Origin of the sequence: Sphingomonas canaveralia (assembly GCF_047238125.1) — a bacterium.
In the GTDB taxonomy this organism is placed as follows: domain Bacteria; phylum Pseudomonadota; class Alphaproteobacteria; order Sphingomonadales; family Sphingomonadaceae; genus JBDFMH01.
On the sequence record NZ_JBDFMH010000001.1, the window covers coordinates 1212447 to 1239418 of the forward strand.

A 26972-nucleotide genomic window follows, 5' to 3' on the forward strand; every position below is an offset into this window, starting at 1 on the left:
GCTGAACTTTTCGGCAAGCGAACGGGGGCATTTTGGCGACGCGAGACGCATTCGACGAGATCTGGGGCCAGCCCGCCGATCGCAAGGGCCGACCCGATTTCGGCGCGCTGGCAGACTGGATCGCCGACACCCCCCATGCCGAACTGGAGCGTCGCCAGCAGGCCGCCGAGTCCGCCTTTCGCCAACTGGGGATCACCTTCGCCGTCTATGGCGAGGAGGAAGCAGCCGAGCGCATCATTCCGTTCGACATCGTACCGCGCATCTTCACCGCGCGTGAATGGACGAACCTGTCCGCGGGGCTTGTCCAGCGGGTCGAGGCGATCAACGCGTTCCTGGCCGATATCTACGGCCCCCGCCGGATCCTGGCGGACAAGGTGGTGCCCGAGGAGCTGATCCTCGCCAACCCGCAGTTCCGCGCCTTCCTGTCGGGCAGCCGACCGCCCCACGGCATTTTCGCACATATTTGCGGTATCGATCTGGTCCGCACCGGGCCGAGCGACTTCTTCGTGCTAGAGGACAACGCCCGCACGCCTTCCGGCGTGTCCTACATGCTGGAGAATCGCGAAGCGATGCTGCGGCTCTGTCCCGAGCTGTTCGAACGCTACAAGGTGCTCGCGGTCGACACCTACCCGGATGCGCTGCGTGAGACGCTGCAGTCGGTCGCGCCCAACCCCAAGGGGGTGCCGGTATGTGTGCTGCTGACGCCCGGCCATTTCAATTCCGCCTTCTACGAACACAGTTTTCTGGCGGACAGCATGGGCATCGAGCTGGTCGAGGCGGCCGATCTCGAAGTGGAGGACGATGTCGTATGGATGCGCACGATCGACGGGCGTGTCCGCGTCGACGTGATCTACCGGCGGATCGACGATGACTATATAGACCCGCTGGTGTTCAAGCCGGACTCGCTGCTGGGCGTGCCCGGCCTGATCGCGGCTTACATGGCGGGGAATGTCGCGCTGGTGAACGCGCCGGGCACCGGCATCGCCGATGACAAGGCGATCTACAGCTACATGCCGGAAATCGTTAAATATTATTCGGGCGGTGAGGCGAAGCTACCCAATGTCGAAACCTATCGCTGCCGCGAAGCCGATGCCCTCAAATATACGCTCGACAATCTCGACAAGCTGGTGGTGAAACTGGTCGATGGATCGGGCGGCTATGGCATGCTGGTCGGGCCGACCGCATCGGCCGCGCAGATCGAAACATTCCGGGCCGCATTGGTGGCCGAGCCGCATCGCTATATCGCCCAGCCGACGCTGGCGCTGTCGACCGTGCCGACGCTGACCGAAAGCGGGGTCGCGCCGCGCCATGTCGATTTCCGTCCTTTCTGCCTGACCGGCACCGGCGGGGTCACGATCGTGCCCGGCGGGCTCACCCGCGTCGCACTGCGCGAAGGATCGCTGGTCGTGAATTCCAGCCAGGGCGGCGGCACCAAGGACAGCCTGATCCTGGCCGATACACCCGGCCAGTCGCAGAGCCAGTCGCAGGGCGGGCAATCCCAGTCCCAGTCCCAGTCCCAGTCGCCGCGAGGGTCGCGCTGATGCTGTCGCGCACCGCCAGCCTGCTCTACTGGATCGGCCGCTATGTCGAGCGCGCCGAGTTCACTGCGCGCCTGATCGAAGCGACGATCCGGCTCGATGCGCTGTCCGCCCGCCCGGCCGGTGCCGCCGCGTGGGAGAGCGCGCTGCTGGTGGCTTCCGCCGAAGTGGGCTTCGGCGCCACCGGCGACGAGCTGACACCCGCCAATGTCAGCCGCTATCTCACGCTGGACGCGGGCAATCCCAGTTCGATCCGCGCCTGCCTCGATGCCGCACGGTCAAATGCGAAATCGGTGCGCACCGCGCTCAGCCGCGACGCCTGGGAAGCGATCAACCGCGCCTGGCTGGGCCTGCGCGGCCGGCTCTCCACCGGCGGCAGCCAGGCGACGCTGACCCTGATCGAGAGCCTGAAGGCGGAAACGCGCGGCTTCGAAGGGGCGCTGCACCGGATGCTGCGCAACGAGGCCTATCATTTCCTGAGCCTGGGCGCGGCGATCGAGCGGGCGGATAATACCGCGCGGCTGATCGACGTGAAATATCATCTGCTGCTGCCGAAGGGCGAGCGGGTCGGCGGGCTGGTCGATCGCGATCAATGGACCACGATCCTGCATACCGTCTCCGCCGTCACAGCCTATCGCTGGCTCTACCGCGAAGGGCTGAAACCCTGGCTGGTGGCGGAATTGCTGATCGTGCGGCCGGAAATGCCGCGCTCGCTGGCGGCGTCGGCGGGTGAGGTCGTGCAGCATCTGAACGCCATCGGGAAACGCACCGGCCGCCAGGGCGAGGCCGATCGGCTTGCGCGCCAGCGCCTCGCCGCGATCGGCCGCGCCAGCACCGATGCGATCTTTGCGAGCGGGCTGCACGAATGGTTGAAGCAGTTCGTGACCGAGAATGGCCGGTTGAGCCACGCCATCGCCGCCCAGTTCCGCTTCGCTTGAGCTGCACCGTGCGCCTGTTCGTCAATCACAGCATCGCGTATCGCTTCACCCAACCGCAACAGCGGTTGATCCAGCTGCTGCGGCTGACGCCGGGATCGCATTACGGCCAGAATATCGTCGACTGGCGGATCGACGTCGATTGCGATGCCCGGCTGCGCACCGCGCGCGACGGCTTCGGCAACGAGACCGCGATGCTCTATGTCGACGGGCCGGTCGAGCGGATCGGCATCACCGTGGCAGGCGAAGTGCTGACCGACGATCGCGCCGGCGTCGTCGCCGGTACGCTGGAAACGCTGCCACCCGCAGTCTATCTGCAGGAAACGCCGCTGACCCGCGCCGATGCCGCGATCGTGGCGCTGGCGGCCGACGTGGCGGACCATGCCGCCCCGCTCGACCGCGCGCATGCCCTGAACCGCGCGATCGCTGAGGCGACGACCCTCGATGCAGTCGCGAAGTCACCCGACCTGTGCGATGCTGCGGCGACGTTGGCCGATGGCCACGGCACCGCCAACGCGCTGGCGATGCTGTTCGTGTCGGCTGCGCGCACAATCGGCCTGCCGGCGCGATTGGTCGCCGGCTATCGCTGTCCGCCCGGTGAACCGCCCGCCCCGGCCCGCCCCCATGCGTGGGCGGAGGCGCATGTCGAGCATTATGGCTGGATCGGCTTCGATCCCGGCCACGAACTGTGCCCCGACGACAATTATGTGCGCGTTGCGATCGGACTCGACTATCGTGACGTCGCTCCGGTATCCGGGGCGCGGATCGGCGGCGGTGTCGAGGAACTCGAGGTGGACGTGCGCGTCGCCAGCGAGGACCAGCACCAGGACTGACCGGCCGCGGCGGCCATCCGGGGGAGGCAAAGGCGATGACCTATTGCGTCGGAATCCTGCTGCGCGAAGGGCTGATCATGATTGCCGATACCCGCACCAATGCGGGCATCGACAACATTTCCACCTATCGCAAGATGCATGTGCTGGCCGACAGCGACGACCGACTGATCCTGTGCATGTCGGCAGGCAATCTGTCCGTCACCCAATCGGTACTGGGCATGCTTGCCGAAGGGCTGGCGCCCGCGGGCGAAGACGATCGGCCGCGCACCATCCAGTCCATGCCCAGCATGTTCCGTGCCACCCAGCTGGTTGGTGAGGCTGTAATGTCGGTCGGGCGCGAGTTGAAGCCCGCACTGCATGCCGCCGGAGTCAGCGCCGGCATCTCCTTGTTGGTGGGCGGACGGATCGGTGACGGACCGCTGAAGCTGTTCCTGGTCTATGACGCCGGCAATTTCATCGAATGCCAGACCGACACGCCCTTCCTGCAGATCGGCGCGACTGCCTATGGCAAGCCGATCCTTGACCGAGCGATGGATTTCGACACGTCGCTCGACGAGGCCGTAAAAGTCGGCCTGCTATCGTTCGATTCGACGATCCGATCGGATCTGTCGGTCGGCCTGCCATTCGACATGGCGGTGCTGCCGGCCGATCACGCACGGCCGGTGCTGCGCCGGCGGATCGAGCATGACGACGCCTATTTCCGCGATCTTTCGACGCGCTGGTCGATGCTGCTGAACGAGAGCCGCGCGACCATCCCCGATCCGCCGTTCATGGCGCGGACAGGAGTCTATTCCGAGATTACGCCCCCCGATGCCGAGCATCCGGCCGAGATCCGGTCGGTGGGCGGCGGCTGAACAGGAGAGTGACGATGCGTGTTCCAGCGATCCTCGGCGCACTTGCGCTGGCCATGCCTGCCGCCGCCGCGCTTGCGGCCCCGGCCGCCCCGATCCACCCCGGTCGGTACGAGGGTCGATTGGAAGGCGGCGACGGCGAGGCGACCATCCGCAAGGCGGCCGGCAACAGCTATCTGGTTGATGTCACCGTGGCGGAAAAGGGTTGCGTCGGCAACGCGAAGGGCAAGGCGCGAATGATCGGGACGGCGCTCGTGCTGCAACCCAAGCCGCTGGATGCGCTGCGCGAAAATCGCCAGTGCCGGATCAGCTTCACGCCGAAGGGCCATGCGCTGGTCGTCGATGAGGCGAACTGCCTCGGCTATCACGGGTCGGCGTGCGGATTCTCGGGCACGCTGCAGCAGAAGGGAAAGTGACGGCTGCCGCCGCGCCGGATCAGACCCGGGGCGGCGCCATCGCGGCGAACTTGGCGGCCAGCGGCCCGGTGTCGCCGGTCGCGAGATCGCTCCGCGCGGCCGGCGGCGGCGGATCGAACCGCACCCAGCCGCCCGGGCCCAGCCGCTCGATCGGGCGATAGCCGATCTTGTACTGCATCCGCGCGCTGCCCTCGACCCAATAGCCCAGATAGACATAGGGCAGGCCCGCATCCGCCCCGCGCAGGATATGGTCGAGGATGATATAGGTGCCCATTCCGGGCCGCAGCTCAGGATCCGTCTCGAAGAAGGAATAGACCATCGACACGCCGTCCGCCTGACGATCGGTGAGGCAGGCACCGACCAGCCGACCGGGACGACCCTCGGCATCGTCGGGTTCGCGATATTCGATGATGTGGGTATCGACCGGGGTCTGCTCGACCATGTCGGCGAAATCGAGCTCATCCATTTCTGCCATGCCGCCGCCGGGGTGGCGCGCGGCGAGATAGCGGCGGAGCAGAGCGAACTGTTCCTCGGTCGTCCAGGGCCGGCAGGCGGAGACGACAAGATCCGAATGGCGCCGGATCAGCTTGCGCTGGCTGGCATTCGGCCTGAATTCCTTGGCCACCACCCGCACCGACACGCAGGCCGTGCAATCCGCGCAGGACGGACGATAGGCGACGCTCTGGCTGCGGCGGAACCCGATCCGGCCGAGCGCATCGTTCAGCTCCGATGCGTGGGGCCCGCGCAGTTCGGTGAACACCTTGCGCTCGGTCTTGCCCGGCAGATACGGGCATGGCGAAGGCGTCGTCACGAAGAAGCGCGGGAATCGGAACGGCGCGGTCACGGCTATGCGTTTTCCCGGATCAACTGGTGTGGCCGACTATGCGTGTAGGACACGGCCCTGAAAAGATCATTTACCACGGAAAATGGGTTAAGCGCCCGCAGGCTCATGCCAGCTCCACTGGCGCCACTTCGTAACCGGCGTCGGTCAGTGCCTCGATCAGCCGGTCGAGATGCGCGCGATCGCGCGTTTCGCACTCGATATCGGTGATCAGGCCCTTGGCCGGCAGCGTGGTGAAGACACGCTGGTGATAGATCTCGATGATGTTGACCTGTTCCTGGTCGAAGATCCGCGAGACGTTGAAGAGCGCGCCAGGCTGGTCGCGCAGCCGAAGCCGAAGCCGCGCCAGCCGGCCCGATCGCGCCAGATCGCGCAGCAGCACGTTCGCCAGCAGCCGGGTATCGATGTTGCCGCCGCACAGCACCACGCCCACGGTACGCCCGGCGAAGCGATCGCGGTGCGCCAGCAGCGCGGCCAGCCCGGCCGCACCCGCGCCTTCGACCACCGTCTTCTCGATCTGCAACAGCAGTGAGACCGACTTTTCCAGCTCACGTTCGGACACCAGCACGATATCGTCGACGATATCGCGAATCATCGCGCTCGTGATCGCACCGGGTTCCTTGACCGCGATGCCTTCGGCCAGCGTATCGCCCTCGCAGGGCATATCGGTGCCACGGATACGGTTGTACATCGATGGATAGAGCTCGGCCTGCACGCCGATCACCTCGATCGGGTGTGGCTGGGCACGGCCCACCACCGCGCAGCCGGAGATCAGCCCGCCGCCGCCGATCGGGATCGCCAGCGTATCGATCTGCGGCACATCCGCCAGCATCTCGATCGCCACCGTGCCCTGCCCGGCGATCACCTGCGGATCATCGAATGGGTGGACGAAGACGAGGCCGCGCTCGGCCGCCACCGTCAGTGCGTGGGCATAGGCGTCGTCGAACCGCTCCCCTGCCAGGATCACGGTGGCGCCGTGGCCGCGCGTCTGCTGCACCTTCACGGTCGGCGTATGGACCGGCATCACGATGGTGACGGGGATGCCCATCCGCGCGCCATGATAGGCCAGCCCCTGCGCATGATTGCCGGCCGACGCCGCGATCACCCCCTGGGCACGCGACGCGGCATCGAGCTGGGCCAGCTTGTTCAGCGCGCCGCGCTCCTTGTAGGCGGCCGTGAACTGCAGATTTTCGAACTTCAGATAGACGTTCGCGCCGGTCAGATCCGACAGCGTCTTGCTGTGTAGCGTCGGCGTGCGGACGACGGCATCTCGCACGCGCATGTGGGCGGCGCGCACATCGTCGATCGTCACGGGTAGTGCGGGCGGGGTCTGGGGGGCAGTGGCCATGGGCGATGCCCTAGCCGATGGCGGCGCCGGGCAAAACCCTTGGCGAGGTTTCGCTTGGCCAACCTGACCTTCGCCCGGGGTTTGGGGCCTAGCGCGGGGCCGCATCGCCGCCTAAACCCGGCGTCATGGCAAAGGTCACCTTCCTCGGGCTCGGCGCGATGGGCGCCCCGATCGCACGGCATCTGGCCGCCGCCGGTCATGACGTCACCGTCTATAACCGCACCCGTGCCAAGGCGGACGCCTGGGTCGCCGCGTATGGCGGGCGCGCCGCGCCCACGCCCGCCGCCGCCGCCGAGGATGCCGATGCGGTCTTATCGTGCGTCGGCGCGGATGGCGATCTGGAAGCCGTCACGCTGCGCGCGGACGGCTGTTTCCGCGCGATGCGCAAGGGCGCGCTTTATATCGATCACACGACGGTTTCGGCGCGGATCGCGCGCCAGCTGGCAGTCGAGGGTCGCGATCGCGGGTTGCTTGTGGTCGACGCACCCGTCACCGGCGGACAGGCGGGCGCGGAGGCAGGCACGCTATCAATCATGTGCGGCGGCGCGGAAAAGGCGGTGAGCGCGGCGCGGCCGTTCATGCAGGCCTATTCACAGCGTATCGTGCATGTCGGCGGTGCGGGATCGGGCCAGCAGACCAAGATGGTCAATCAGATCTGCATCGCAGGAGCAATGCAGGGCGTGGCCGAGGCATTCCGCTTCGCGCAGAATGCCGATCTGGATCTGGAAAAGGTGTTCGAGGCGATCTCGGGCGGGGCCGGCGCCAGCTGGTATCTGGTCAATCGCTGGGCGACGATGGGCGAGGATCGCTATGATTTCGGGTTCGCGGTCGATTGGATGCGCAAGGACCTGGGGCTGGCGATCGACGAGGCGCGCGCCAACGGCGCAGCCCTGCCGGTGACGGCACTGTCCGATCAATTCTATGCCGATATCCAGGCGATGGGCGGCGGCCGGCAGGATATCTCCGCGATCGTACGGCGGCTGCCGCGCACATGATGCACCGGCACTGGGCGGCGCTGCTGGCCGCCACGATCCTGCTCGCCGCGCCCGCGGACGCGCGTCGCAAGCCGCAGCCCCCCGCCCCGATCCCGCCCAATGCCGGCGGGCTGGTCGACAATGTCGATGGCTATACGCTGGACGGGGAAGGCCGGCTGCAGCGCTTCGTAGCCATGCTGATCGACAAGCAGGGCAAGGTCGTGCGGCTGTACCGGACCGGAGACGCCAAGCCCGATCGACTCGATTTCCGGCTGGACGGCAAGGGGCGCACGCTGTTGCCGGGACTGATCGATGCGCATGGCCATGTGATGGGCCTGGGCGAGCGTGCCCAGCAACTCGACCTTTCGGAGACGACCAGCCTGGCCGATGCGCAGACCCGGCTGGCGGCCTGGGCGCGCGAGAACCCCAAGCCGGTGTGGATCCGCGGCGGCGGCTGGAACCACGAACGCTGGGGCCTCGGCCGCTTTCCGACCGCGGCCGACATCGATGCCGCCGCCGGCGATCGCCCGGTGCTGCTCGAGCGGGTCGACGGCCATGCGACGCTTGCCAATTCCGCAGCGATGGCCGCAGTCGGCATCACGCGCGAGACCAAGGATCCGCCGGGCGGGCGGATCGAGCGCGATGGCCGCGGCAACCCTACGGGCCTGTTCGTCGATGCGGCGGCCGATCTGCTGACCCGCGCCATCCCGCGTGCCGTGCCGCGCGAGCGCGATCAGGCGCTGCAGATGGCGCAGAACAAGCTGCTCGAGAATGGCATCACCGCGACTGCGGATATGGGCACCACGCTCGATGACTGGCAGGTCATGCGGCGCGCCGGAGATGCCGGGCGGCTGCGCGTACGGATCATCTCCTATGCGCACGGGATCGATCCGCTGCTGGTGATCGCGGGCACGGGGCCGACCCCGTGGCTCTACGACGATCGGCTGCGGATGGTGGGCGTCAAGCTCTATGCCGATGGCGCGCTGGGATCGCGTGGCGCATTCCTGAAGGCCGATTACCGCGATGCACCCGGCAAGCGCGGACTGACCTTCCTCGGCGATGCGCAGATCCGCAACCTGATCAGCCGGGCCGCGATGGACGGGTTCCAGGTCGCGGTCCACGCGATCGGCGACGCCGCCAACGCACAGGCGCTGGATGCGATCGAGGAAGTGGCGCTGACCTACAAGGGCGATCGGCGCTGGCGGATCGAGCATGCCCAGATCGTCGATCCGGCGGATCTCCCTCGGTTCGGCCGCAACGGCATCGTGGCGTCGATGCAGCCGCTGCACCAGACGTCGGACCGGCAGATGGCGGAGGCGCGGCTGGGGCCCGAGCGCCTAATCGGTGCCTATGCCTGGAAATCGATGCTGACTGCCGGTGCGACACTGGCGTTCGGATCGGACTATCCGGTCGAGCCGCCAGATCCGTTCGCGGGGCTGGCCGCCGCGATCAGCCGCGAGGATGCCGCCGGCCAGCCGCCCGGGGGGTGGCACCCCGAACAGCGACTGACCATCGAAGAGGCGCTGGCCGGCTTCACCACCAAGGCTGCCTATGCGGGCTTCGCCGAGGATCGCATCGGCAGCTTGCAGCCGGGCCGCTACGCCGACTTCATCCTGCTCGATCGCAATCCGCTGACCGGCGGCGCCGCCGCGCTTCGCCAGACTCGGGTGCAGGAGACCTGGATCGGCGGCAAGCGGATGTGGGTACGGAAATAGGTCTTCTGCCCGCGCCTCACGCACTGAGTCACGCCGACCCTCGATCCCTTCGCATCGGAAGAAGGGTCGTCCTTCGGCGGGTTTCGAGGCCACTGGTTCGGCTCGCCTAGCGCGTTGGTCGACGCCCTACGCGGTTCGTCATATTCGCGTGGCGCGGCCGCTGGCGGCGTGTCATCCTTCCGGCAACGAGAGGATCGCCCGATGAGCCTGACCGCGTTCGCCGCCGCGCTGCTGACCGTGCCCGCCCCGCCCGCGATCGCCACGGCCCCGTCGCTTGCCACGCCGGCAGCCGTCACCCCGATCGGCGACGAGGCCGAGGATCTGCTGACCGGGCGTGATCGTGTGCAGCGTATGACGGTGCCGGTGCTGGTCAACGGTGCCGGCCCCTATCCCTTCGTGGTCGATACCGGCGCCGACCGCAGCGTCGTCAGCCGGCGGTTGCAGGCCGAACTGGCGCTGCCGCACGACGGCGCCGTCACGCTGCACGGCATCACCGGCGCCGAGACGATCCAGACCGCGCGGGTGGCGCGGATGGGCGTCGGCAAGCGCGAGATCGCGGATGTGCGTGCGCCCGTGCTGAGCGAAGGCAATCTCGGCGCGCGCGGCATGCTGGGCATCGATGCGATCAACGACCAGCGTGTGACGATGGATTTCAAGGCCAATCGGATGACGATCGCGCCAGCGCCCCGCCGCGAACAGCGCGACAGCGACGAGATCGTCGTCACCGCGCGCCGCCGGTTCGGACAGCTGATTCTGGCCGACATGCGGATCGACGGCCGCAAGGTCTATGCGATCATCGATTCCGGTGCGGAGAACAGCATCGGCAATACCGAGCTGATGACCCTGCTCGAGAACAAGCGCATCGGGCGTCCGCTGTCGGTCACGCTCACCAGTGTCACCGGCGCCACCACCGTCGCATCGCTGCGCAAGGTGCCGAAGATCGTGATCGGCGGAGTCACGTTGGTGAACATCCCGATCGCCTTCGCCGACATCCACACCTTTCGGCAGTTCGGCATCGGCGACAAGCCGGCAATGCTGATCGGGATGGACGTGCTGCGCATCTTCGAGCGCGTGTCGCTCGACTTCCGCCAGAAGCGCGTCCGCTTCCGCCTCCGTGATGACGAAGGCGCGAGCGCGGTGCAACAGCTGGCGGGGCTCTAGGCCGCTACATGTCCGGCGATGGTGAGCTGCCGATCACGCCCCATATTTCACCGAGCACCCGTACGGCTTCGACGTCGCCACCGCGACCGGTTTGCCGGCCTTCAGGTCGCCGAGCGCTGCCAGCACATAGTTGCGCGCCGTCTTGATATCGGCCGGGTTCGCGGTTGGCTTGTCGTCGATGCCGCCAGCATAGACGAGCGTGCCCTTCGCATCGATCAGGTAGAGATGCGGCGTGGTCTTGGCATCATAGGCCTTGCCGACCATGCCCTTGCCATCGAGCAGATAGGCGGTGGGCACGGCCTTGGCGGCGCGGATCTCGGCATTGGCGGCAGCGCCGTCGACATGGCCCTGCTTGCCGGGCGCGCCCGAATTCACCGTGAGCCAGACCGCACCGGCCTTGCGCGCGGCGGCCTGGGTGCGCTGCATGTTGCCGCTGCCATAATGTTTCTGCACGAACGGGCAGCCGCTGTTGGTCCATTCCAGCACTACCGGGCGGCCACGCAGCGCGGAAAGCTTCACGGCCTTGCCGTTCGAGTCGGTGGCGGTGAAATCGGGTGCGGGCTGGCCGATCATGGGCGCAGCCGGCGCGGGCGCCGCCGCCAATGCCGCCAGGGCAATCGTTGCGATACGGATCATGCGGTCCTCCATCACGCCCCCGCCCGATAATCGGCTCAAGCGACCAGCGCCGTCAAGCGGCCCGGCGTGAGCACCTGAGGCAGCACCTCGACCGCGCCGCCCGGACGGTAGAACAAATAGAGCGGCACGCCCGACCGGCCCTGCCCGGCCAGGAAACGCGTGATCGCGGGATCGCCGCGCGTCCAGTCGCCCACCAGCACCTTCACGCCCTTCGCCGCAAAGGCCCCGGCCACGCTCGCGCTGTCAATTGCCGCTGCTTCGTTCACCTTGCAGGTCACGCACCAGTCCGCCGTGAAATAGACGAAGACCGGCGTGCCGGCATCGCGCAACGCGGCCAGCCTCGCCTCGCTGAACGGCTCCGATGCCAGCCCGCCTTTCGCCTCGGCCGCGGCCGGCGCGGCATCCTGCGGCAGGACCGTCAACATGGCGAGCGCCGCCACCGTTGCGGGTAGGGCGGGCCACCACGCCGCAGGCTTGCCGCGCTGCTGTCGCGCACCGACCCACCACAGGCCGAGCGCGATTAGCAGAGCCGCCGCCAGGCCCAGCGTCATACCATCGACACCGGCCTGGCGGCCGAGGATCCAGGCCAGCGCCAGCGCGGTCACGAACATCGGAACCGAAAGGATATGGCGTAGCCGCGCCATCCATGCCCCCGGCTTCGGCAAGCGCCGGCGTAGTGCGGGCACGAAGCCAAGTGCAAGGAACGGCAACGCGATGCCGAAGCCGAGACCCGCGAACACCGCCAAGGCAGCCACAGTCGGCAGCACGAGTGCCGCACCCAGCGCCGCCCCCATGAATGGCCCGGTGCAGGGCGTGGCGACGAACGCGGCCAGTGCCCCGGTCCAGAAGGCGCCGCCCGCGCCGCCCTTTGCCGCCAGCGCGTCACCGCCAGTGATGGATGGCAGTTCGAACAGCCCCGCCAGATTGAGCGCGATCGCGGACACCAGCAGCAGAAGGACGAGAATGACGCGCGGATCCTGCAGCTGGAACGCCCAGCCCGCCGCGCTGCCCCCTGCCCGCAGCGCGAGCAGCGCCCCGCCGAGCGCCAGGCAGACCGCGATCACCCCCGCCGCATAGGCCAACGCCTCCACCCGTGCGCCCCGCGCATCGTCTCCAGCGCGCGCCAGGCTGAGCGCCTTGAGGCTGAGGATCGGAAACACGCAGGGCATGATGTTGAGCAGCAGGCCGCCCAGGATCGCGCCGCCGAGCGCGATCAGCACCGGACCTGCCGCCGGGCCGCCGCCAGCCGCGGACGTGGCGGCTGCAATCGGCGTACCGGCAGGCGGCACGTTGCCCTTCGAGGCGGCCAGCGTCAGCCCGTCCCCTTCTCCCAGCCGCAGCACGCCTTCGATCCGCGCTGGATCGCCGCTGCCGGCTTTCGTCTCGATCACGAGTTGGTCACCGGCGCGCGACGCGGCCTGCGGAGCGGCATAGTCGATCGCGCCATCGGTCAGCGGGAAGAACCATGCCTCTCGAACCGCCATCGCCGCAGGAATCGGCACGGCCAGCCGGAACCGATCGCCGACCCTTGCGAACCGCGCTTCGGTGCCCAGCGGCCGGGGCAGCGCAGCCCGATAGCGATCGAACGCGGCCCGGCGGGCATCGGCCACCCGCCCATCGCCGACCGTGAGCTGGGTTGATAGCGTCGCGGTCGCCGGCACGCACACCTCATCGGTGCATTCGAGCCAATCCAGCTTGGCGCGGATCGGCAGCGCCGTACCGGCGGCCAGTCCCGCCGGAATCGAAACGGTCACAAGCTGTGCGTAGGGGCCTTCATAGACATAGTTCATGATGCCCTGGATCAGCAGCTTGTGCGGCACCTGATAGCGGAGCGGGCCGGCGGTGACGCCCGCCGGCAGCGTCCATTCGACCATGGTCTCGATGCCGGCATCGCCGGGATTTTTCCAATAGCCGTGCCAGCCCGCGGCCGGCCGCATCACGAAGGCGAGTTCGACCGTGGATCCCGCCGCCGGGGCATCGCTTTCGGCGACCAGGCTAGGCGTGATGTTGGGCGCGCCGCCGCCCGGCAGCTGGGCGTGGGCGGCGCCGGCAGCGATCAGCCAGGCAAGGATCAGCAGGTGGACGAGACGGCGGATCATCGAAGCTCCCATGGCATCCGGGCCCACGCTATAGCACGCCGATCAGATTCGGCACCGCCAGGAGATATTGTGAACGCTTTGATGCCGATCGCGCGCGCGATCATCACCGGCGCGATTGCCGCGGCACCCGTGGCCGGGATCGCCGCCGCCCCCGCACCGCGACTGATCGTGGCGATCTCGGTCGATCAGTTCTCGGCCGATCTCTACGCCGCCTATCGCGCCAGCTTCACCGGCGGGCTGAAGCGGCTGGGCGAAGGCGCGGTCTTCCCGTCCGGCTATCAAAGCCACGCCGCGACCGAAACCTGCCCCGGCCACTCGACGATCCTGACCGGATCGCGGCCGGCCCGCACCGGGATCATCGCCAACAACTGGTTCGATCTGTCGCTGCCGGAAGGCAAGCAGAAGGTATACTGCTCGGAAGATCCAGCGCTGCGCACTGCCGGGTCCGACGATTATGTCGTCTCGCCCAAATATTTGAAGGTGCCGACGCTGGGTGACCGGATGAAGGCGGCCAATCCGGCCAGCCGGTCAGTCGCGATATCCGGCAAGGATCGCGGCGCCGTCATGATGGGCGGTCACGATACCGATGCGATCTGGTATTGGGGCGGCAAGCGCTTCGTGACACTGCGCGGCCGCGACGGCACCGAGCCCATGATCGTGTCCGAAATCAATCGACGGGTGGCCGCCGCCGTGTCGCGCCCGCCGCGCCCCGTGCTTCCCGCACAGTGCCGCACCCGTGATCGATCGGTGGCGATCGGCCAGGGCAAGTCGGTCGGGCGGCTGGCGGATCGCAAGGCCGAGGATTTCAGCGGGTTCCGCCGCGCGATCGAATTCGACTCGCTGACCGGGGATCTGGCGATCGGACTGATGCGCGCGATGCGGCTGGGCCAGGGCGCAGCGCCCGACGTGCTTGCAGTCAGCTTTTCGGCAACCGACTATGTCGGCCATGCCTATGGCCCTGGCGGGGCCGAGATGTGCGCACAGATGGTCGCGCTCGACGCCACGATCGGCAAGCTGCTGGCGGCGGCGGACGCGACTGGCGTGCCCTATGCGGTCGTGTTGACCGCCGATCATGGCGGACTCGACCTGACCGAGCGCGAGCTGGAGCAGGCGATCCCGCGGGCCGCCCGCGTCGACAAGGCGGTCGACGGGCGGCCGATCGGCGATGCGGTCAAGCGCGAGCTCGGCCTGCGCTTCGATGGGCCGCTGCTCTACACCGATGGCGCGTTCGGCGACTATTATCTGTCGCGCGCCGTGCCTGCCGATCAGCGCGATCGCGCGCTTTCGTTGGTCCGCGCAAAGCTATTGGCGCTGCCGCAGGTGGCCGACGTGCTGCTGGCGGACGATCTGCGGCGGGTGCGGCCGGGCGCGATGCCGGTCGACGAATGGTCGCTCCCCGAGCGGTTCGCCGCCTCCTTCGATTCGTCGCGATCGGGCGATCTGCTCGTCGCGCTGAAGCCGCAGGTGACGCCGATCGTCGATCCGACGAAGGGTTATGTCGCGACCCACGGATCGCCCTGGCAATATGATCGTCGCGTGCCGATGCTGTTCTGGCGCAGCGGCGGCGAGGGTTTCGAACAGCCGCTGCCGGTCGAGACGGTCGATATCCTGCCGACGCTGGCGGCGCTGATCGGGCTGCCGGTGCCGGCGGACGAGATCGATGGCCGCTGCCTCGATCTCGATCCCGGCGCGGGCGATAGTTGCAAGGCGGCGCGCTGATCCGCGCCGCCCGGATCAGCCGAGCGCCTTCTTCAGCAGATCATTGACGACGGCGGGATTGGCCTTGCCGGCCATCGCCTTCATGGTCTGGCCAACGAAGAAGCCGAACAGCTTGTCCTTGCCGCCGCGATAGTCGGCCACCTTGTCGGCATTGGCCGCCAGCACCTTGGCGATTTCGGCCTCGATCGCGCCGGTGTCGCTGGTCTGCTTGAGCCCGCGCTCCTCGACGATCGCGGCCGGATCGGCGCCGGTTTCGAGCATGATCTCGAACACCTGCTTGGACAGCGTGCCGGACAGCGTACCATCTGCGACCAGCCCGAGCAGTTCGGCGCCCTGGGCCGGCGTGATCGGGCTCTCGTCGATCGACTTGCCCGCCCGGTTCAGCCCGCCGAACAGATCAGATACCAGCCAGTTCGAAGCGGCCTTTGCGATCTCCGGTTCGCTCTTGCCCTGCCCCGCCGCGGCCAGGCCGAGCAGCGTCTCGAAATAGCGGGTATTGGCAACATCGGCAGTAATGACCGCGGTGTTCCCGTCCGACACGCCCAACACCTCGCGATAGCGGCGCACCTTGGCATCGGGCAGTTCGGGCAGGCTGGCGCGGCATTCCTCCAGGAAGGCATCGTCCAGCTCCAGCGGCAGCAGATCGGGATCGGGGAAGTAGCGATAATCGTGCGCATCCTCCTTGGATCGCATCGACCTTGTCTCGCCCTTGTCCGGATCGAACAGGCGGGTTTCCTGCACGATGGTGCCGCCGGCTTCGAGCACATCGACCTGGCGCTGGGCTTCCAGCTCCACCGTCTGCATTACGAAGCGCACCGAATTGACGTTCTTCGTCTCGGTCCGCGTACCGAACTCCGCCCCCGGCCGGCGCACCGACACGTTGACGTCGGCCCGCATCGAGCCTTCTTCCATGTTGCCGTCGCACGAGCCGACATAGCGCAGCAGCGCCCGCAGCTTGCGCAGATAGGCGCCCGCCTCTGCCGGCGATCGCATGTCCGGCCGCGAGACGATCTCCATCAGCGCCACGCCCGACCGGTTGAGATCGACATAGCTGCGGGTGGGGTGCTGGTCGTGCATCAGCTTGCCGGCATCCTGCTCGACATGGATGCGCTCGATCCCGATCACCTTTTCAATGCCCGGCTCCGGTTCCACCGTCAGCGAGCCTTCGCCGACAAGCGGATGATAAAGCTGGGAAATCTGGTAACCCTGCGGAAGATCGGCATAGAAATAATTCTTCCGATCGAACCTCGACCAGCGATTGATTTGCGCCTCGATCGCCATGCCGGTGCGCACCGCCTGGCGAATGCATTCGCGGTTCGGCACCGGCAGCATGCCAGGCATCGCCGCGTCGATCAGCGAGACATTGGCATTCGGCTCTGACCCGAACGCGGTCGATGCGCCGGAAAACAGCTTGGCGTTGGATGTGATCTGCGCATGGACCTCGAGCCCGACCACGACCTCCCATTCGCCGGTGCTGCCCTGAATGCGATAGCTGCTCATCTTACCACCACCTGTCCGCACGCGCGACGAAGCCGGCGCGCTGCTCGATCGCCAGGCCTGCGTTCAACACCCCCTGCTCGTCCATCGGCCGGCCGATGATCTGCAAGCCGAGCGGCAGGCCCTGCCCGTCCAGCCCTGCCGGCACCGACATCGCCGGCAGCCCGGCCAGCGACGAGGGCACGGTGAAGACGTCGTTCAGATACATGGCAAGCGGATCCGCCGATTTCTCTCCGAGCGCGAAGGCGGCCGAAGGCGCGGTCGGCGTCAGCAGCAGATCGCAACTGTCCCAGGCCTGCTCGAAATCGCGGGCGATCAGCGCGCGGACCTTCTGCGCCTTCGTGTAATAGGCATCGTAGAAGCCCGCCGAAAGCACATAGGTGCCGATCAGGATGCGCCGCTTCACCTCCGGCCCGAAGCCGGCCGCCCGTGTGACGGCGTACATTTCCTGCAGATTCGCGCCTTCGGGCAGGTCGCGCTGACCATAGCGAACGCCGTCGTAGCGCGCGAGGTTAGACGACGCTTCGGCCGGCGCGATGATGTAATAGGTCGGCAGCGCATAGCGGGTATGCGGCAGCGAAACGTCGACGATCTCGGCACCGGCATCGCGCGCCCAGGCAATGCCCTGCTGCCAGAGCGCATCGATCTCGGCCGGCATGTCATCGACCCGATATTCCTTGGGAATACCGATGCGCTTGCCCTTGAGATCACCGGACAATCCCGCTTCCCACTGCGGGACCGACGCATCAAGCGAGGTTGCATCCTTCGGATCGAACCCCGCCATCGTCTCCAGCAGAATGGCGCAATCGCGAACGTCGCGCGCCATCGGCCCTGCCTGGTCGAGCGAGGAGGCGAACGCGACCACGCCCCAGCGCGAGCAGCGGCCATAGGTCGGCTTGATGCCGGCGATGCCGGTAAAGGCGGCGGGCTGGCGGATCGAACCACCGGTGTCGGTGCCGGTCGCGGCCGGGCACAGCCGCGCCGCGATCGCCGCCGAAGAGCCCCCCGAAGACCCGCCCGGCGCCAGCGCGGCATTGCCGCCATCCTTCCGCCGCCAAGGCGAAAGGACGTTGCCGAACGCACTGGTTTCGTTGGACGAACCCATGGCGAACTGATCCATGTTCAGCTTGCCGAGCATGCCCGCGCCGGCGCCGAACAGCTTGGCGGTGATCGTCGATTCATAGGTCGGCACGAAGCCATCCAGGATATGGCTGGCCGCGGTCGTCTGGTAGCCTGCGGTGCAGAACAGATCCTTGATACCCAGCGGCACGCCCGACAATGCACGCAGCTCGCCCGAAGCGCGGCCGCGATCGGCGGCTTCGGCGGCAGCAAGCGCATGTTCCGGCGTCTCGACCAGGAAGGCGTTCAGCGGGCGCCCAGCCTCGACCGCGGCGATGAACGCATCGGCCGCCTCGCGCGCCGAGAAATCCCCTGCGCGGAAACCGTCACGCAGGCCGGCGACGGTGAGTTCGGTCAGCGCGGTCATTATTCGATCACCTTTGGCACGGCGAAAAAGCCATGTTCGGCCTGCGGGGCATTGGCCAGTATCGCATCGCGGATATCACCATCGGTCACGACGTCGTCGCGCAGCCGCAGCGTATTTGGGATGACGGCCGCCAGCGGCTCGATACCGGCAGTGTCGACCTCGCCCAGCTGCTCGATCCAGCCGAGGATGTTGTTGAGTTCGGGCACCATCGCTTCTACCTCGGCATCGCTGACGGCGATGCGCGCGAGACTGGCGATCTTGCGGACGGTTGCGGTATCGACGGACATGCCCGGCGGCTAGCAGCCGGGCCGCCCCGCTTCAAGCATCGCGCGTGCGCGTCTCCGGCATCAACAGCGCGTAGCCCACAAAGCCGAGCGCGGCGATTGCGGCCAGCGTCAGGAACGACGTCGAATAGCCACCGGCGACGATGACGGCCCCCGCCAGGCTGGCGCTGAGCGCGCCGCCCAGCCCCTGCACGGTCGAGACCGCACCCAACGCGGCATTGAAACGACCGCTGCCGCGGGTGATATCGGCGATCACGACCGGCAGCAGCGCGCCGAAAATGCCCGCGCCCACTCCATCGAGGCATTGCACAGCGAGCAGCCAGGCCGGTGCATCGGACAGCGGATAGAGCGCGCCGCGTGCCGCCAACACGCCGAACGCAGTCAAGAACAATGGCTTGCGCCCCCATCGATCGACATTCCGACCGACGACGATCGCCACCGGGACCATCACCAGCTGCGCCGCCACGATGCACATAGCGATCAACGACGTCGCCTGCGCCGGACCCAGGATCTTGGACAGCAGCTGCCCGGTAGATGGCAGCATGGCGGCATTGGCAAGGTGGAACAGCGCGGCGAGCACGGCAAAGGTCAACAGCCGGCGATCCTTGAACAAAGCCGCCCAGCCCACCGGCTGGTCGTCCCCTTCCGTGTGATGATCGAGCCCGCGGGCGACGACATGGTCGATATCCTGTTCGCGGATTGCCAGCACGGCGGCCAGGCTCGCGAGCGCCAGCACCGCCATCAGCACGAACACCACGACCGGCCCGAACCACCACGCCAATAGCCCCGCGGCGGCAGCGGACGCGGCATTGCCCGCGTGATTGAACGCTTCGTTGCGACCAATCCGGCGTGCAAATGCCCGGCGACCGACAAGCCCAAGCGTGAGTCCGGCCAGCGCAGGCGCAATCACCGCACCAGCGATCGCCGCGATTGACTGGGTGATGGTGACGATCGCGAAGCCGCTGACGAATGGCAGCGCGAGACACGAAATCGTGATCGCCATCGTCGCAACCGCCAGGATCAATCGTTTCGCGCTGCTGCGATCGATCAGGCTGCCGGCGGGCGTCTGCGCTGCCAGCCCGACAATTCCCGCGATCGTCATCACATAGCCGATCGTCAATTCGGTCCAGCCATGGCTGGGCCCGCGAACTGCCAACAGATAGATTGCGAGATACGGCCCAAGCCCGTCACGCACGTCGGCGAGAAACAAGTTCAGCGCGTCCAGCGCCTTCAGCGAGCGCGGCGTTGCCCGGGGATCGATCGAAGTGTCCATCCAACGCCCCCGCGGTGCGGCCGAATGCGTTGCATGGCGCAGCGCTTGTCCCATACGCACTTGTCAGCGGCGAGTTGCTTGCTGCACTGCACAATCGGAGACTGTTCGTTGCTGGCACGTCGCTTTCTTTATGTAATTGCGGGACTCATCATGCTGACGCTCGCCGCTGCAATCGGCTGGAACCTGTTCCAGGATCAGATCATCCGGGCCACCTTCGTGCCATCCGGCGCGTTTGCTCAGCCGGCCGACGCCACCGCGCCGGATTACGCTCGGCCGGCCGCATGGCTGTCGCGGCCTGATCTGCCCGACGATCCGTCGCGCTACACGCCGCCGGGCTTCACGGTCGCTGCCCGGCCGGAAGTCGCCGTGTTCTACGTCGCCCCCACCACCTATATCCGGAAGGACCGCTGGAACGGGCCGCTCGACGACACCGAGTCGAATGCACGGCTGCGGCTGTTCGCATCCAGCCAGGCAAGCGCGTTCAACGGCATGGGCGCGATCTGGGCGCCGCGTTATCGCCAGGCATCGATCGGCGCCTTCCTGACCAGCGAGGCGAGCGCCCAGAAGGCGATCGATTTCGCTTACGGTGATGTCGAGCGGGCGTTCGCCGCGTTCCTGAAGCAGATCCCCGCGTCGCGGCCGATCCTGCTGGCCGGCCATAGCCAGGGCGCGCTGCATCTGACGCGGCTGCTGCACGAGCGCATCGCCGGCACCCCGCTCACCAAGCGGATCGTGGCCGCCTATATCGTCGGCTGGCCGGTTTCGATCGAGGCGGATCTGCCGGCGCTCGGGCTTGGCGCATGCGATGGACCCGCCAGTACCGGCTGCATCCTTTCGTGGCAGAGCTTTGCCGAGCCGGCAGAGCCGCGCCAGATCCTGGATGCCTACAATGCCAGCACCGGCTTCACTGGCCAGCCGCGGCGCGACACGCGGATGCTTTGCGTCAATCCGCTGACCGGTGCGCCCGATACCGCAGCGCTTGCCACGGCCAACCTGGGCGCGCTGGTGCCGCGGCCGGGCCTGAACGGCGCGGATCTCGAGCCTGGCCGTGTGCCCGCGCGCTGCGCGCCCAACGGCCTGCTGCTGATCGGCGGCGAGCCCAAGGGATACGGCAGCTATGTGCTTCCGGGCCGCAACTATCATGTGTTCGACTACGCGCTGTTCTGGGCCAATATCCGCGCCGACGCCGAACGCCGCGCCAAGGAGTTCGCCGGGCGATGATCACGTCGGCCATTGCTGAATTCAGCTATGCCCTGCCACAGGGGGGTCGGCTCGCCGGGCTCGACGTTGGCACACGCACGATCGGTGTGGCGCTGTGCGATGCCGGGTGGAGCATCGCCAGCCCGGCCGAGACGATCGAGCGCCGCAAGTTCGCCGTCGATCGCGCGATGCTGGCTGCGATCTTAACCGCGCAATCGGTGCGGGGGCTGGTCATCGGCCTGCCCTTGAACCTGGACGGCAGCGATAGCCCGCGGACCCAATCGGTCCGCGCGTTCGCCCGCAACCTGATCGGGTTCGACCTGCCGATCCTGCTGTGGGACGAACGCTGGTCGACCGCGGCCGTCCAGCGCACGCTGCTCGATGCCGATGCCAGCCGCGCCCGCCGCGCCGAACTCGTCGACAAGCTGGCCGCCGCCTACATCCTGCAAGGCGCGATCGACGCATTGGCGATGGCGAGGCCGCTCGACGATACGAGCGCTTGAGCCGGCCCGCGCGGCCCGCTACCAGCCGCATTCGCAATGTCGGCCCGCATCTCCTTCCCCCATCGCCACCTGCTGGGGATCGCGGCGTTGCAGCCGCACGAGATCCGCTTCCTGCTCGACGAGGCCGAACAATGGGTGGCGCTTAACCGCAGCGCCACCAAGCATGACGACCGGCTGAGCGGGCTCACCCAGATCAACGCCTTCTTCGAAGCCAGCACGCGCACGCTGCTTTCGTTCGAGATTGCTGGCAAGCGGCTGGGGGCAGACGTCGTCAACATGATCGCCCAGCAGTCGAGCGTGAAGAAGGGCGAGACGCTGATCGACACCGCCGTGACGCTGAACGCGATGCGCGCCGACGTGATCGTGATCCGCCACGACGCTTCCGGCGCGGTCCAGCTGATCGCGGACAAGGTCGACTGCCCGGTACTGAACGCCGGCGACGGGCGCCACGAACATCCGACCCAGGCGCTGCTCGACGCGCTGACCATCCGCCGCCGGCGCGGCAGCGTCGAGGGCCAGGTGGTCGCGATCTGTGGCGATGTGCTGCACAGCCGCGTCGCCCGATCGAACATTCTGGCGCTGACAGCACTCGGCGCCGAAGTGCGCGTGGTCGGCCCGCCGACGCTGCTGCCCGCGGGGATCGAGCGGATGCACGTTCGCGCCTTCACCGATTTCGATGCCGGGCTCGACGGCGCCGACGTGGTGATGATGCTGCGGCTGCAGCGCGAGCGCATGGCGGGCGGCTTCGTCCCGTCCCCGCGCGAATATCATGCGCTCTACGGGCTCACGCCCGAGCGGCTGGCGCGCGCCAAGCCCGATGCGCTGGTTATGCATCCCGGCCCGATGAACCGCGGCGTGGAGATCGAGAGCAGCGTCGCCGACGATCTCGGTCGGTCCGCGATCACCGAACAGGTGGAGATGGGGGTGGCGGTGCGGATGGCCTGCCTGGACGTACTGACCCGCGCGCGTCGCGGCGTGGCGGGCTGGGCGTGAGCGGCCTCGCCATCCTGAACGGGCGGCTGGTGCTGGCCGATTGCGTGGTGGCCGGCGGGGTGCTGGTGCGCGAGCGGCAGATCGTTGCGGTCGGCTCGTTCGACGTGCCCGACGATGTCGATACGCTGGATGCCGAGGGCGCGCTGATCGCGCCCGGGCTGGTCGATGCCGGGGTATTCGCGATTGACCTGCCGGCCTTCACCGCCGGCGGCATCACCCGCGCGGCGCTCATGCCTGATCAGTCGCCAGCGCTGGACCATGCCGCGCTCGTCCAGCGTGCGGCGCAGGCGGGCAAGCCGGATGCGTGGATCCATCCGATCGCCGCCGCCACCCGCGCGCTGGACGGGATCGACCTGGCCGAGATCGGGCTGATGAAGGCGGCGGGCGCCTGTGCGGTCTCCAGCGGGCGCGGCTGGATTGCCGATTCGGGCGTCATGCACCGCCTGCTCGCCTATGCCGCCGCGCTCGATCTGGTGGTGATCGCGCATCCCGAGGATGGCGGCCTCGTCGCCGGCGCGGTAGCGACCGAGGGCGAGACCGCCACCCGGTTGGGCCTGCCCGCCGCACCGGCCGCTGCCGAGGCGATCGCGATCGCCCGCGACATCGCGCTGGCGCGGGAGACCGGCGCGAGACTGCACTTCCGGCAGGTGACCACGTCGCGCGGGTTCGATCTCGTCCGCCAGGCCAAACGCGACGGCATCCGCGTGACCTGCGGTGTCACCCCGGCGCACCTGTTCCTCTCCGATACCGCGATCGGGCCGTTCCGCACTTTCGCACGGCTCTCGCCGCCGCTGCGTGAGGACAGCGACCGCCAGGCGGCACTGCGCGCGATCGCCGACGGCACGATCGACCTGATCTGCTCGGCCCATGACCCGCATGGCCCGGAAGCCAAGCGCCTGCCGTTCGCGGATGCCGTCCCCGGCATGGCCGGCGCGGAAACGCTGCTCGCCCTATCGCTCGGCCTGGTGCGCGACGGCCTGATCGATCTGCCGCGGCTGTTCGATCTGCTGGCGACGACGCCGGCCCGGCTGCTCGGCCTGCCCGGCGGTCGGCTGACAGAGGGGCAGGAAGCCGACCTGATCCTGGTCGACGAGGATCGCCCCTGGCGGATCGACGCTGATCGGCTGGCCGCGCGCGAAGGTAATACGCCGTTCGATGGCCTGCCGGTGCAGGGCCATGTGCTGCGGGTACTGAAGGGCGGGGCCTGGCGGGGGTGAGCCGGCGGCGGCCGTCCGGACTTTGGAAATGGCGCACCGGAAGGGATTCGAACCCCTGACCCCTGCCTTCGGAGGGCAGTGCTCTATCCAGCTGAGCTACCGGTGCGTGCCAGGGCGCTTAGCAAAGCGTCTGCGCCGCGGCTAGGCTAATTTCCGCGCGGTGGCCTGCCGCGATGGCCCGGCCGCTCATCGGCGATCGTGACGGGCTGGAACGTCCCGAGCCCGCAACCCGCACCCTGCGTCAGCCCCGGCCCTGCGCGGTCGAGCACGGTGATGATATCGACCGAACAGAGCCGGCTGAGCGACGTGCGATAGCTGAATGCCTGTTCGAAGCCGAGCCGCGGGCAACTGGACGGCAGCACGTTGCGATACACCCGGCCATTCTTCATGATGAAATCGATGGTGCGATCGTCGCGCACCTTGCTTTCGCGGATGCTGGTGATCGGGATGCAGGTTTCCACCGCCCCGGCTGGCACGGCGGCCGGCACGCGATCGCGCTTCGCAGCGGCGGCCGGAACAACCAGCAGCGCAGCGGCTGCCAGCGCGAAGGGCAATGATCGCATCATGATCCGTCTCCTACCGGTTCGGCGCGCGCCGGGGGCGGCGTCTTCGGGCGATAAACGCACAGATCAGCGACCCGGCACCGCCAGCATTCGGGCTTGCGTGCCTTGCAGACATAGCGGCCATGCAGGATCAGCCAATGGTGGGCATGCGCCCGGAACGGAGCAGGCGTGACCTTGACGAGCCGGTCCTCCACCGCGCGGACATCCTTGCCCTTGGCGAGCCCGGTCCGATTGGCGACGCGAAAGATATGGGTATCGACCGCGATCGTCTCCTCGCCGAACGCCACGTTCAGCACGACATTCGCGGTCTTGCGGCCGACACCGGGCAGCGCTTCCAGCGCGGCACGATCGCGCGGCACTTCGCCATCATGCTCGGCGATCAGCTTCTCGGACAGCGCGATCACATTCTTGGCCTTGGTGTTGAACAGGCCGATCGTCTTGATGTGATCCTTTAGCGCAGCCTCGCCCAGCGCCACCATCTCCGCCGGGGTGGAGACGCGCTTGAACAACGCCCGGGTGGCCTTGTTGACGCCGATGTCCGTTGCCTGTGCAGACAGCGCGACCGCGACGAGCAGCGTGTAGGGGTTGGTCCAGGCCAGTTCGGTTTCCGGCGCGGGATCATCCTCCGCCAGCCGGCGATAAAATTCGAAGACGTCCGCCTTCTTCATGCCGACGTCCTACAGGCCCAGCACGTCGGCCATGGCGTAGCGGCCGGGCGCACGGCCCGCCAGCCACAGCGCCGCGCGGATCGCACCGCGCGCGAAGATGGCGCGGCTTTCGGCCCGGTGGCCGAGCTCGATCCGCTCGCCCTCCCCCGCCAGCACCACCAGATGATCACCGGCGACCGATCCGCCGCGCAGCGCCGCAAACCCGATCTCGCCCGCGGCACGCGCGCCCATGCCGTCGCGGCCCCGCGCCGCCACCGTATCCAGCGTGACGCCACGCCCGGCTGCCGCCGCCTCACCCAGCAGCAGCGCAGTGCCCGATGGCGCATCGAGCTTGTGGCGATGGTGCATCTCGACGATCTCGATATCCCAATCCGGTCCGAGCCGCTCCGCCGCCTGGCGCACCAGCGCGGCCAACAGATTGACGCCCAGCGCGGTATTGGCCGCCTGCAGGATCGGGATGCGCGCCGCGGCGCGATCGATCAGGCGATGCTGCCCGGCCGCGAGTCCGGTGGTGCCAACCACCAGGCCGATCCCCGCCCCTTCCGCCGCCGCGATATGCCGGTTCAGAGCCGACGGAGCCGAGAAATCGACGAGCACGTCGCTCATCGCGGCCAACGTGTCGGGATTCTCGCCCTGATCGACCCCGCCCGCCAGCGCGCCGCCGGTCGCGTCGATCTGCTCGGCGATGGCACGGCCCATCCGGCCGCGTGATCCGAGGATGCCGATCCGGATCATCGCATTGCCCTTGCCGCCTGCGCATCCGATACTGCCAGCATGAGATCCCTTTCGGCCTGCGCTGGCGCGATGCCATCACCGCCGATCAACCGCAAGGAGCGGCCATGCCCCCGCCCGATCCCGAGCCCCGCAGCCCCGAACCCGCATTCGGCCCGGACGAGGAAGGCGAGCTGCCGCTGGAACCCGATGCGATCCCGGAGGACGAAGCCGCCTGGGTGCATGTCGATCGCAAGCCGCCGGCGGATTAAGATCAGCCCGCGCGCTTCAGTTTCACCAGCGCGGCATCGAGCGCGGAAAGGAAGCGCGAGCGATCGGCCTTGGCGAACGGTGCCGGTCCGCCGATGGCATCGCCCACCGCGCCGGCGCGCAGATCGGCCATGATCGCGCGGGTAGCGATCGCGCCGCCGATCGAGGCGGCGGTGAACGGCTTGCCCGTCGGCCCGAGAACCGTGGCGCCCGCCTTCAGGCAACGATCGGCCAGCAGGATATCGGCCGTCACGACGATCGCGGACGAGTCTACAGCGTCCGCGATCCAATCGTCGGCCGCGTCGAACCCGCCATCCACCACCACCCGGCGGACCAGTGGATGCACGGGGATACGGAACGGGCTGTTGCTGACGACGACCACCGGTACCTCGTGCCGCCAGGCGACCTTGTAGATTTCTTCCTTCACGGGGCAGGCGTCGGCGTCGACCAGGATGCGCAGCGTCATGCCCTGCTGTGGCGGGGCGGGCCGCGCGAGGCAAGGCCCCCACGCCGGCGGCGCAGCCCTCGAAGACAGTGCCGCGCGCGCGGATCAGGCGGCGGTCGGGCGCATTCGCCTTGTACGCAGCGTGCCGCCGATCAGGCCGAAGCCACCGATCATCAGTGCCCAGCTGGCCGGTTCAGGCACTGCGGCGGCCGGCAGAAAACCGCCCGATGCGAAGCGGAAGTTGAGGATCGTGTCGGGGCCGCCGATGATCTCGTCGGCCGGATCGCCCTCATAATAATAGCTCAGCAGGTTGAAGCCTGCATCGGTCCCCGGCGCGCCGATGTCGAGCGAATCGGGCATCGAGGTATCGGTGTAGGCCGCAGCCGGTGTGTAGGAGAATTGCAGCTGATAACCGGGCGCGGTGATACCGTCCGTCCCAGCCAGCACCAGAAACGGTACGCTGCCGAACTGCGCCAGATTGGGTGCGAGCGTGCTGACGAACGAATTCCCGGTGCTGAAGCCGATCGTGCCGTCAGCGCCCGTCACCGAGAAGGACGTGATGTTCTGGTAGAGCGCGCGGGTGAACGGCGTGTTCTCCGGATCCTGCGCGGTCAGCGGCGTCACGAATAGCGGTGCGGAGTCATCGAATTCGAACCGTACGGTATAATATTCGAGTTCGCCGGTCTCCTCGTCGGGCACACCGACCGAAGTGCCTTCCCAGACCGTGATGGCAGCGGCTGGCGCACTAAGCGCCGCGGCGGCCGCAGCGGCAGCCAGAATGAAGATAGTACGCATT

The 26972-nt window shown here is 67.8% G+C and carries 27 protein-coding genes and 1 tRNA gene; 14 read left to right on the forward strand and 14 right to left on the reverse strand.

Going from position 1 to position 26972, the window contains the following annotated elements; genetic code table 11:
• The first annotated feature begins 32 nt into the window (after positions 1-32).
• From ABC347_RS05810 to ABC347_RS05830, 5 genes are read left to right on the forward strand one after another with little or no spacing between them, the layout of a single operon-like run.
• Positions 33-1541 (forward strand): circularly permuted type 2 ATP-grasp protein, encoded by a 1509-nt coding sequence (locus ABC347_RS05810; RefSeq protein WP_413244787.1) that lies wholly within the window; start codon positions 33-35, stop codon positions 1539-1541.
• The gene (locus ABC347_RS05815) at positions 1541-2476 is read left to right on the forward strand and encodes an alpha-E domain-containing protein (protein WP_413244788.1); all 936 of its coding nucleotides are present in this window, start codon (positions 1541-1543) and stop codon (positions 2474-2476) included. Before ABC347_RS05810 ends, ABC347_RS05815 begins: the two co-directional genes overlap by 1 nt.
• Positions 2473-3306: a transglutaminase family protein gene (locus tag ABC347_RS05820; protein ID WP_413244789.1), complete on the forward strand. Its 834-nt coding sequence runs from the start codon at positions 2473-2475 to the stop codon at positions 3304-3306. Before ABC347_RS05815 ends, ABC347_RS05820 begins: the two co-directional genes overlap by 4 nt.
• Positions 3307-3341: 35 nt before the next feature.
• The gene (locus ABC347_RS05825; protein ID WP_413244790.1) at positions 3342-4160 is read left to right on the forward strand and encodes a proteasome-type protease; all 819 of its coding nucleotides are present in this window, start codon (positions 3342-3344) and stop codon (positions 4158-4160) included.
• 14 nt (positions 4161-4174) lie between these two features.
• A complete protein-coding gene (locus ABC347_RS05830; RefSeq protein WP_413244791.1) occupies positions 4175-4573 on the forward strand; it encodes a hypothetical protein in 399 nt (132 codons plus the stop codon).
• A 19-nt stretch (positions 4574-4592) separates the two neighbouring features.
• Here ABC347_RS05830 and ABC347_RS05835 read toward each other — a convergent pair whose 3' ends face one another.
• Entirely contained in the window at positions 4593-5417 is an 825-nt protein-coding gene (locus ABC347_RS05835) for an arginyltransferase (protein ID WP_413244792.1), read from the reverse strand.
• A 103-nt stretch (positions 5418-5520) separates the two neighbouring features.
• Positions 5521-6762 carry a threonine ammonia-lyase gene (locus ABC347_RS05840; RefSeq protein ID WP_413244793.1) on the reverse strand — a complete coding sequence of 414 codons (1242 nt, stop codon included), beginning with the start codon at positions 6760-6762 and terminating at the stop codon, positions 5521-5523.
• A 125-nt stretch (positions 6763-6887) separates the two neighbouring features.
• Here ABC347_RS05840 and ABC347_RS05845 point away from each other — a divergent pair, with 125 nt between their 5' ends.
• The 3 genes from ABC347_RS05845 to ABC347_RS05855 all read left to right on the forward strand — a co-directional run bounded on the left by ABC347_RS05845 (position 6888) and on the right by ABC347_RS05855 (position 10612).
• A complete protein-coding gene (locus tag ABC347_RS05845) occupies positions 6888-7757 on the forward strand; it encodes an NAD(P)-dependent oxidoreductase (protein ID WP_413244794.1) in 870 nt (289 codons plus the stop codon).
• Entirely contained in the window at positions 7754-9451 is a 1698-nt protein-coding gene (locus ABC347_RS05850; RefSeq protein ID WP_413244795.1) for an amidohydrolase, read from the forward strand. Before ABC347_RS05845 ends, ABC347_RS05850 begins: the two co-directional genes overlap by 4 nt.
• 201 nt (positions 9452-9652) lie before the next feature.
• Entirely contained in the window at positions 9653-10612 is a 960-nt protein-coding gene (locus ABC347_RS05855; protein ID WP_413244796.1) for a retroviral-like aspartic protease family protein, read from the forward strand.
• Between the two features lie 33 nt (positions 10613-10645).
• On the opposite strand, the gene ABC347_RS05860 is transcribed toward ABC347_RS05855, so the two are convergent.
• Entirely contained in the window at positions 10646-11248 is a 603-nt protein-coding gene (locus tag ABC347_RS05860) for a redoxin domain-containing protein (protein WP_413244797.1), read from the reverse strand.
• A 35-nt stretch (positions 11249-11283) separates the two neighbouring features.
• The gene (locus tag ABC347_RS05865) at positions 11284-13347 is read right to left on the reverse strand and encodes a protein-disulfide reductase DsbD family protein (RefSeq protein WP_413244798.1); all 2064 of its coding nucleotides are present in this window, start codon (positions 13345-13347) and stop codon (positions 11284-11286) included.
• 69 nt (positions 13348-13416) lie between these two features.
• On the opposite strand from ABC347_RS05865, the gene ABC347_RS05870 reads away from it, so the two are divergent.
• A complete protein-coding gene (locus tag ABC347_RS05870) occupies positions 13417-15066 on the forward strand; it encodes an alkaline phosphatase family protein (protein WP_413244799.1) in 1650 nt (549 codons plus the stop codon).
• Between the two features lie 15 nt (positions 15067-15081).
• On the opposite strand, the gene gatB is transcribed toward ABC347_RS05870, so the two are convergent.
• The 4 genes from gatB to ABC347_RS05890 are packed head-to-tail and all read right to left on the reverse strand — an operon-like array spanning position 15082 to position 19606.
• Positions 15082-16566 (reverse strand): Asp-tRNA(Asn)/Glu-tRNA(Gln) amidotransferase subunit GatB, encoded by a 1485-nt coding sequence (gene gatB, locus ABC347_RS05875; RefSeq protein ID WP_413244800.1) that lies wholly within the window; start codon positions 16564-16566, stop codon positions 15082-15084.
• Position 16567: 1 nt separating this feature from the next.
• Entirely contained in the window at positions 16568-18049 is a 1482-nt protein-coding gene (gene gatA, locus ABC347_RS05880; protein WP_413244801.1) for an Asp-tRNA(Asn)/Glu-tRNA(Gln) amidotransferase subunit GatA, read from the reverse strand.
• Positions 18049-18336 (reverse strand): Asp-tRNA(Asn)/Glu-tRNA(Gln) amidotransferase subunit GatC, encoded by a 288-nt coding sequence (gene gatC / locus ABC347_RS05885; RefSeq protein ID WP_413244802.1) that lies wholly within the window; start codon positions 18334-18336, stop codon positions 18049-18051. The genes gatA and gatC overlap by 1 nt, the downstream gene beginning before the upstream one ends.
• 31 nt (positions 18337-18367) lie before the next feature.
• The gene (locus tag ABC347_RS05890) at positions 18368-19606 is read right to left on the reverse strand and encodes an MFS transporter (RefSeq protein WP_413244803.1); all 1239 of its coding nucleotides are present in this window, start codon (positions 19604-19606) and stop codon (positions 18368-18370) included.
• Between the two features lie 150 nt (positions 19607-19756).
• Between ABC347_RS05890 and ABC347_RS05895 the strand changes: the two genes are divergently transcribed.
• Genes ABC347_RS05895 through ABC347_RS05910 form a run of 4 tightly spaced genes read left to right on the forward strand, consistent with a single transcriptional unit; the run spans position 19757 to position 23519 of the window.
• Positions 19757-20827 (forward strand): DUF3089 domain-containing protein, encoded by a 1071-nt coding sequence (locus tag ABC347_RS05895; protein WP_413244804.1) that lies wholly within the window; start codon positions 19757-19759, stop codon positions 20825-20827.
• Entirely contained in the window at positions 20824-21309 is a 486-nt protein-coding gene (ruvX, locus tag ABC347_RS05900; RefSeq protein ID WP_413244805.1) for a Holliday junction resolvase RuvX, read from the forward strand. The genes ABC347_RS05895 and ruvX overlap by 4 nt, the downstream gene beginning before the upstream one ends.
• A gap of 36 nt (positions 21310-21345) precedes the next feature.
• A complete protein-coding gene (locus ABC347_RS05905; protein WP_413244806.1) occupies positions 21346-22302 on the forward strand; it encodes an aspartate carbamoyltransferase catalytic subunit in 957 nt (318 codons plus the stop codon).
• Complete coding sequence (locus tag ABC347_RS05910; protein WP_413244807.1) at positions 22299-23519, forward strand: dihydroorotase; 1221 nt, start codon at positions 22299-22301, stop codon at positions 23517-23519. The genes ABC347_RS05905 and ABC347_RS05910 overlap by 4 nt, the downstream gene beginning before the upstream one ends.
• Positions 23520-23548: 29 nt before the next feature.
• Here the strand turns inward: ABC347_RS05910 and ABC347_RS05915 are convergent.
• The 4 genes from ABC347_RS05915 to dapB all read right to left on the reverse strand — a co-directional run bounded on the left by ABC347_RS05915 (position 23549) and on the right by dapB (position 25485).
• Positions 23549-23625: transfer RNA gene (locus ABC347_RS05915), tRNA-Arg, on the reverse strand.
• Positions 23626-23665: 40 nt separating this feature from the next.
• On the reverse strand, positions 23666-24085 hold the full coding sequence (locus ABC347_RS05920) for a hypothetical protein (protein ID WP_413244808.1): 420 nt from the start codon (positions 24083-24085) through the stop codon (positions 23666-23668).
• Positions 24082-24750, reverse strand: a complete 669-nt coding sequence (gene nth, locus ABC347_RS05925; RefSeq protein ID WP_413244809.1) for an endonuclease III — start codon at positions 24748-24750, stop codon at positions 24082-24084. The genes ABC347_RS05920 and nth overlap by 4 nt, the downstream gene beginning before the upstream one ends.
• A gap of 9 nt (positions 24751-24759) precedes the next feature.
• Entirely contained in the window at positions 24760-25485 is a 726-nt protein-coding gene (gene dapB, locus ABC347_RS05930; protein WP_413244810.1) for a 4-hydroxy-tetrahydrodipicolinate reductase, read from the reverse strand.
• A gap of 104 nt (positions 25486-25589) precedes the next feature.
• Here dapB and ABC347_RS05935 point away from each other — a divergent pair, with 104 nt between their 5' ends.
• Positions 25590-25733: a hypothetical protein gene (locus tag ABC347_RS05935; RefSeq protein ID WP_413244811.1), complete on the forward strand. Its 144-nt coding sequence runs from the start codon at positions 25590-25592 to the stop codon at positions 25731-25733.
• A 2-nt stretch (positions 25734-25735) separates the two neighbouring features.
• Here ABC347_RS05935 and ABC347_RS05940 read toward each other — a convergent pair whose 3' ends face one another.
• Both ABC347_RS05940 and ABC347_RS05945 read right to left on the reverse strand, forming a co-directional pair.
• A complete protein-coding gene (locus ABC347_RS05940) occupies positions 25736-26197 on the reverse strand; it encodes a YaiI/YqxD family protein (protein WP_413244812.1) in 462 nt (153 codons plus the stop codon).
• Positions 26198-26281: 84 nt separating this feature from the next.
• The gene (locus ABC347_RS05945) at positions 26282-26971 is read right to left on the reverse strand and encodes a PEPxxWA-CTERM sorting domain-containing protein (RefSeq protein WP_413244813.1); all 690 of its coding nucleotides are present in this window, start codon (positions 26969-26971) and stop codon (positions 26282-26284) included.
• Position 26972: the final 1 nt, after the last annotated feature.

Bases quoted from the DNA above. Each gene is read 5' to 3' on its own strand.
- ABC347_RS05920 (WP_413244808.1), bottom strand. From the start codon at position 24,085: ATGATGCGATCATTGCCCTTCGCGCTGGCAGCCGCTGCGCTGCTGGTT.
- ABC347_RS05945 (WP_413244813.1), bottom strand. From the start codon at position 26,971: ATGCGTACTATCTTCATTCTGGCTGCCGCTGCGGCCGCCGCGGCGCTT.
- ruvX (WP_413244805.1), top strand. From the start codon at position 20,824: ATGATCACGTCGGCCATTGCTGAATTCAGCTATGCCCTGCCACAGGGG.
- gatA (WP_413244801.1), bottom strand. From the start codon at position 18,049: ATGACCGCGCTGACCGAACTCACCGTCGCCGGCCTGCGTGACGGTTTC.
- gatB (WP_413244800.1), bottom strand. From the start codon at position 16,566: ATGAGCAGCTATCGCATTCAGGGCAGCACCGGCGAATGGGAGGTCGTG.
- ABC347_RS05940 (WP_413244812.1), bottom strand. From the start codon at position 26,197: ATGACGCTGCGCATCCTGGTCGACGCCGACGCCTGCCCCGTGAAGGAA.
- ABC347_RS05895 (WP_413244804.1), top strand. From the start codon at position 19,757: ATGCTGACGCTCGCCGCTGCAATCGGCTGGAACCTGTTCCAGGATCAG.
- ABC347_RS05935 (WP_413244811.1), top strand. From the start codon at position 25,590: ATGCCCCCGCCCGATCCCGAGCCCCGCAGCCCCGAACCCGCATTCGGC.
- dapB (WP_413244810.1), bottom strand. From the start codon at position 25,485: ATGATCCGGATCGGCATCCTCGGATCACGCGGCCGGATGGGCCGTGCC.
- gatC (WP_413244802.1), bottom strand. From the start codon at position 18,336: ATGTCCGTCGATACCGCAACCGTCCGCAAGATCGCCAGTCTCGCGCGC.
- ABC347_RS05855 (WP_413244796.1), top strand. From the start codon at position 9,653: ATGAGCCTGACCGCGTTCGCCGCCGCGCTGCTGACCGTGCCCGCCCCG.
- ABC347_RS05860 (WP_413244797.1), bottom strand. From the start codon at position 11,248: ATGATCCGTATCGCAACGATTGCCCTGGCGGCATTGGCGGCGGCGCCC.
- ABC347_RS05905 (WP_413244806.1), top strand. From the start codon at position 21,346: ATGTCGGCCCGCATCTCCTTCCCCCATCGCCACCTGCTGGGGATCGCG.
- ABC347_RS05850 (WP_413244795.1), top strand. From the start codon at position 7,754: ATGATGCACCGGCACTGGGCGGCGCTGCTGGCCGCCACGATCCTGCTC.
- ABC347_RS05865 (WP_413244798.1), bottom strand. From the start codon at position 13,347: ATGATCCGCCGTCTCGTCCACCTGCTGATCCTTGCCTGGCTGATCGCT.
- nth (WP_413244809.1), bottom strand. From the start codon at position 24,750: ATGAAGAAGGCGGACGTCTTCGAATTTTATCGCCGGCTGGCGGAGGAT.
- ABC347_RS05890 (WP_413244803.1), bottom strand. From the start codon at position 19,606: ATGGACACTTCGATCGATCCCCGGGCAACGCCGCGCTCGCTGAAGGCG.
- ABC347_RS05830 (WP_413244791.1), top strand. From the start codon at position 4,175: ATGCGTGTTCCAGCGATCCTCGGCGCACTTGCGCTGGCCATGCCTGCC.
- ABC347_RS05815 (WP_413244788.1), top strand. From the start codon at position 1,541: ATGCTGTCGCGCACCGCCAGCCTGCTCTACTGGATCGGCCGCTATGTC.
- ABC347_RS05840 (WP_413244793.1), bottom strand. From the start codon at position 6,762: ATGGCCACTGCCCCCCAGACCCCGCCCGCACTACCCGTGACGATCGAC.
- ABC347_RS05845 (WP_413244794.1), top strand. From the start codon at position 6,888: ATGGCAAAGGTCACCTTCCTCGGGCTCGGCGCGATGGGCGCCCCGATC.
- ABC347_RS05825 (WP_413244790.1), top strand. From the start codon at position 3,342: ATGACCTATTGCGTCGGAATCCTGCTGCGCGAAGGGCTGATCATGATT.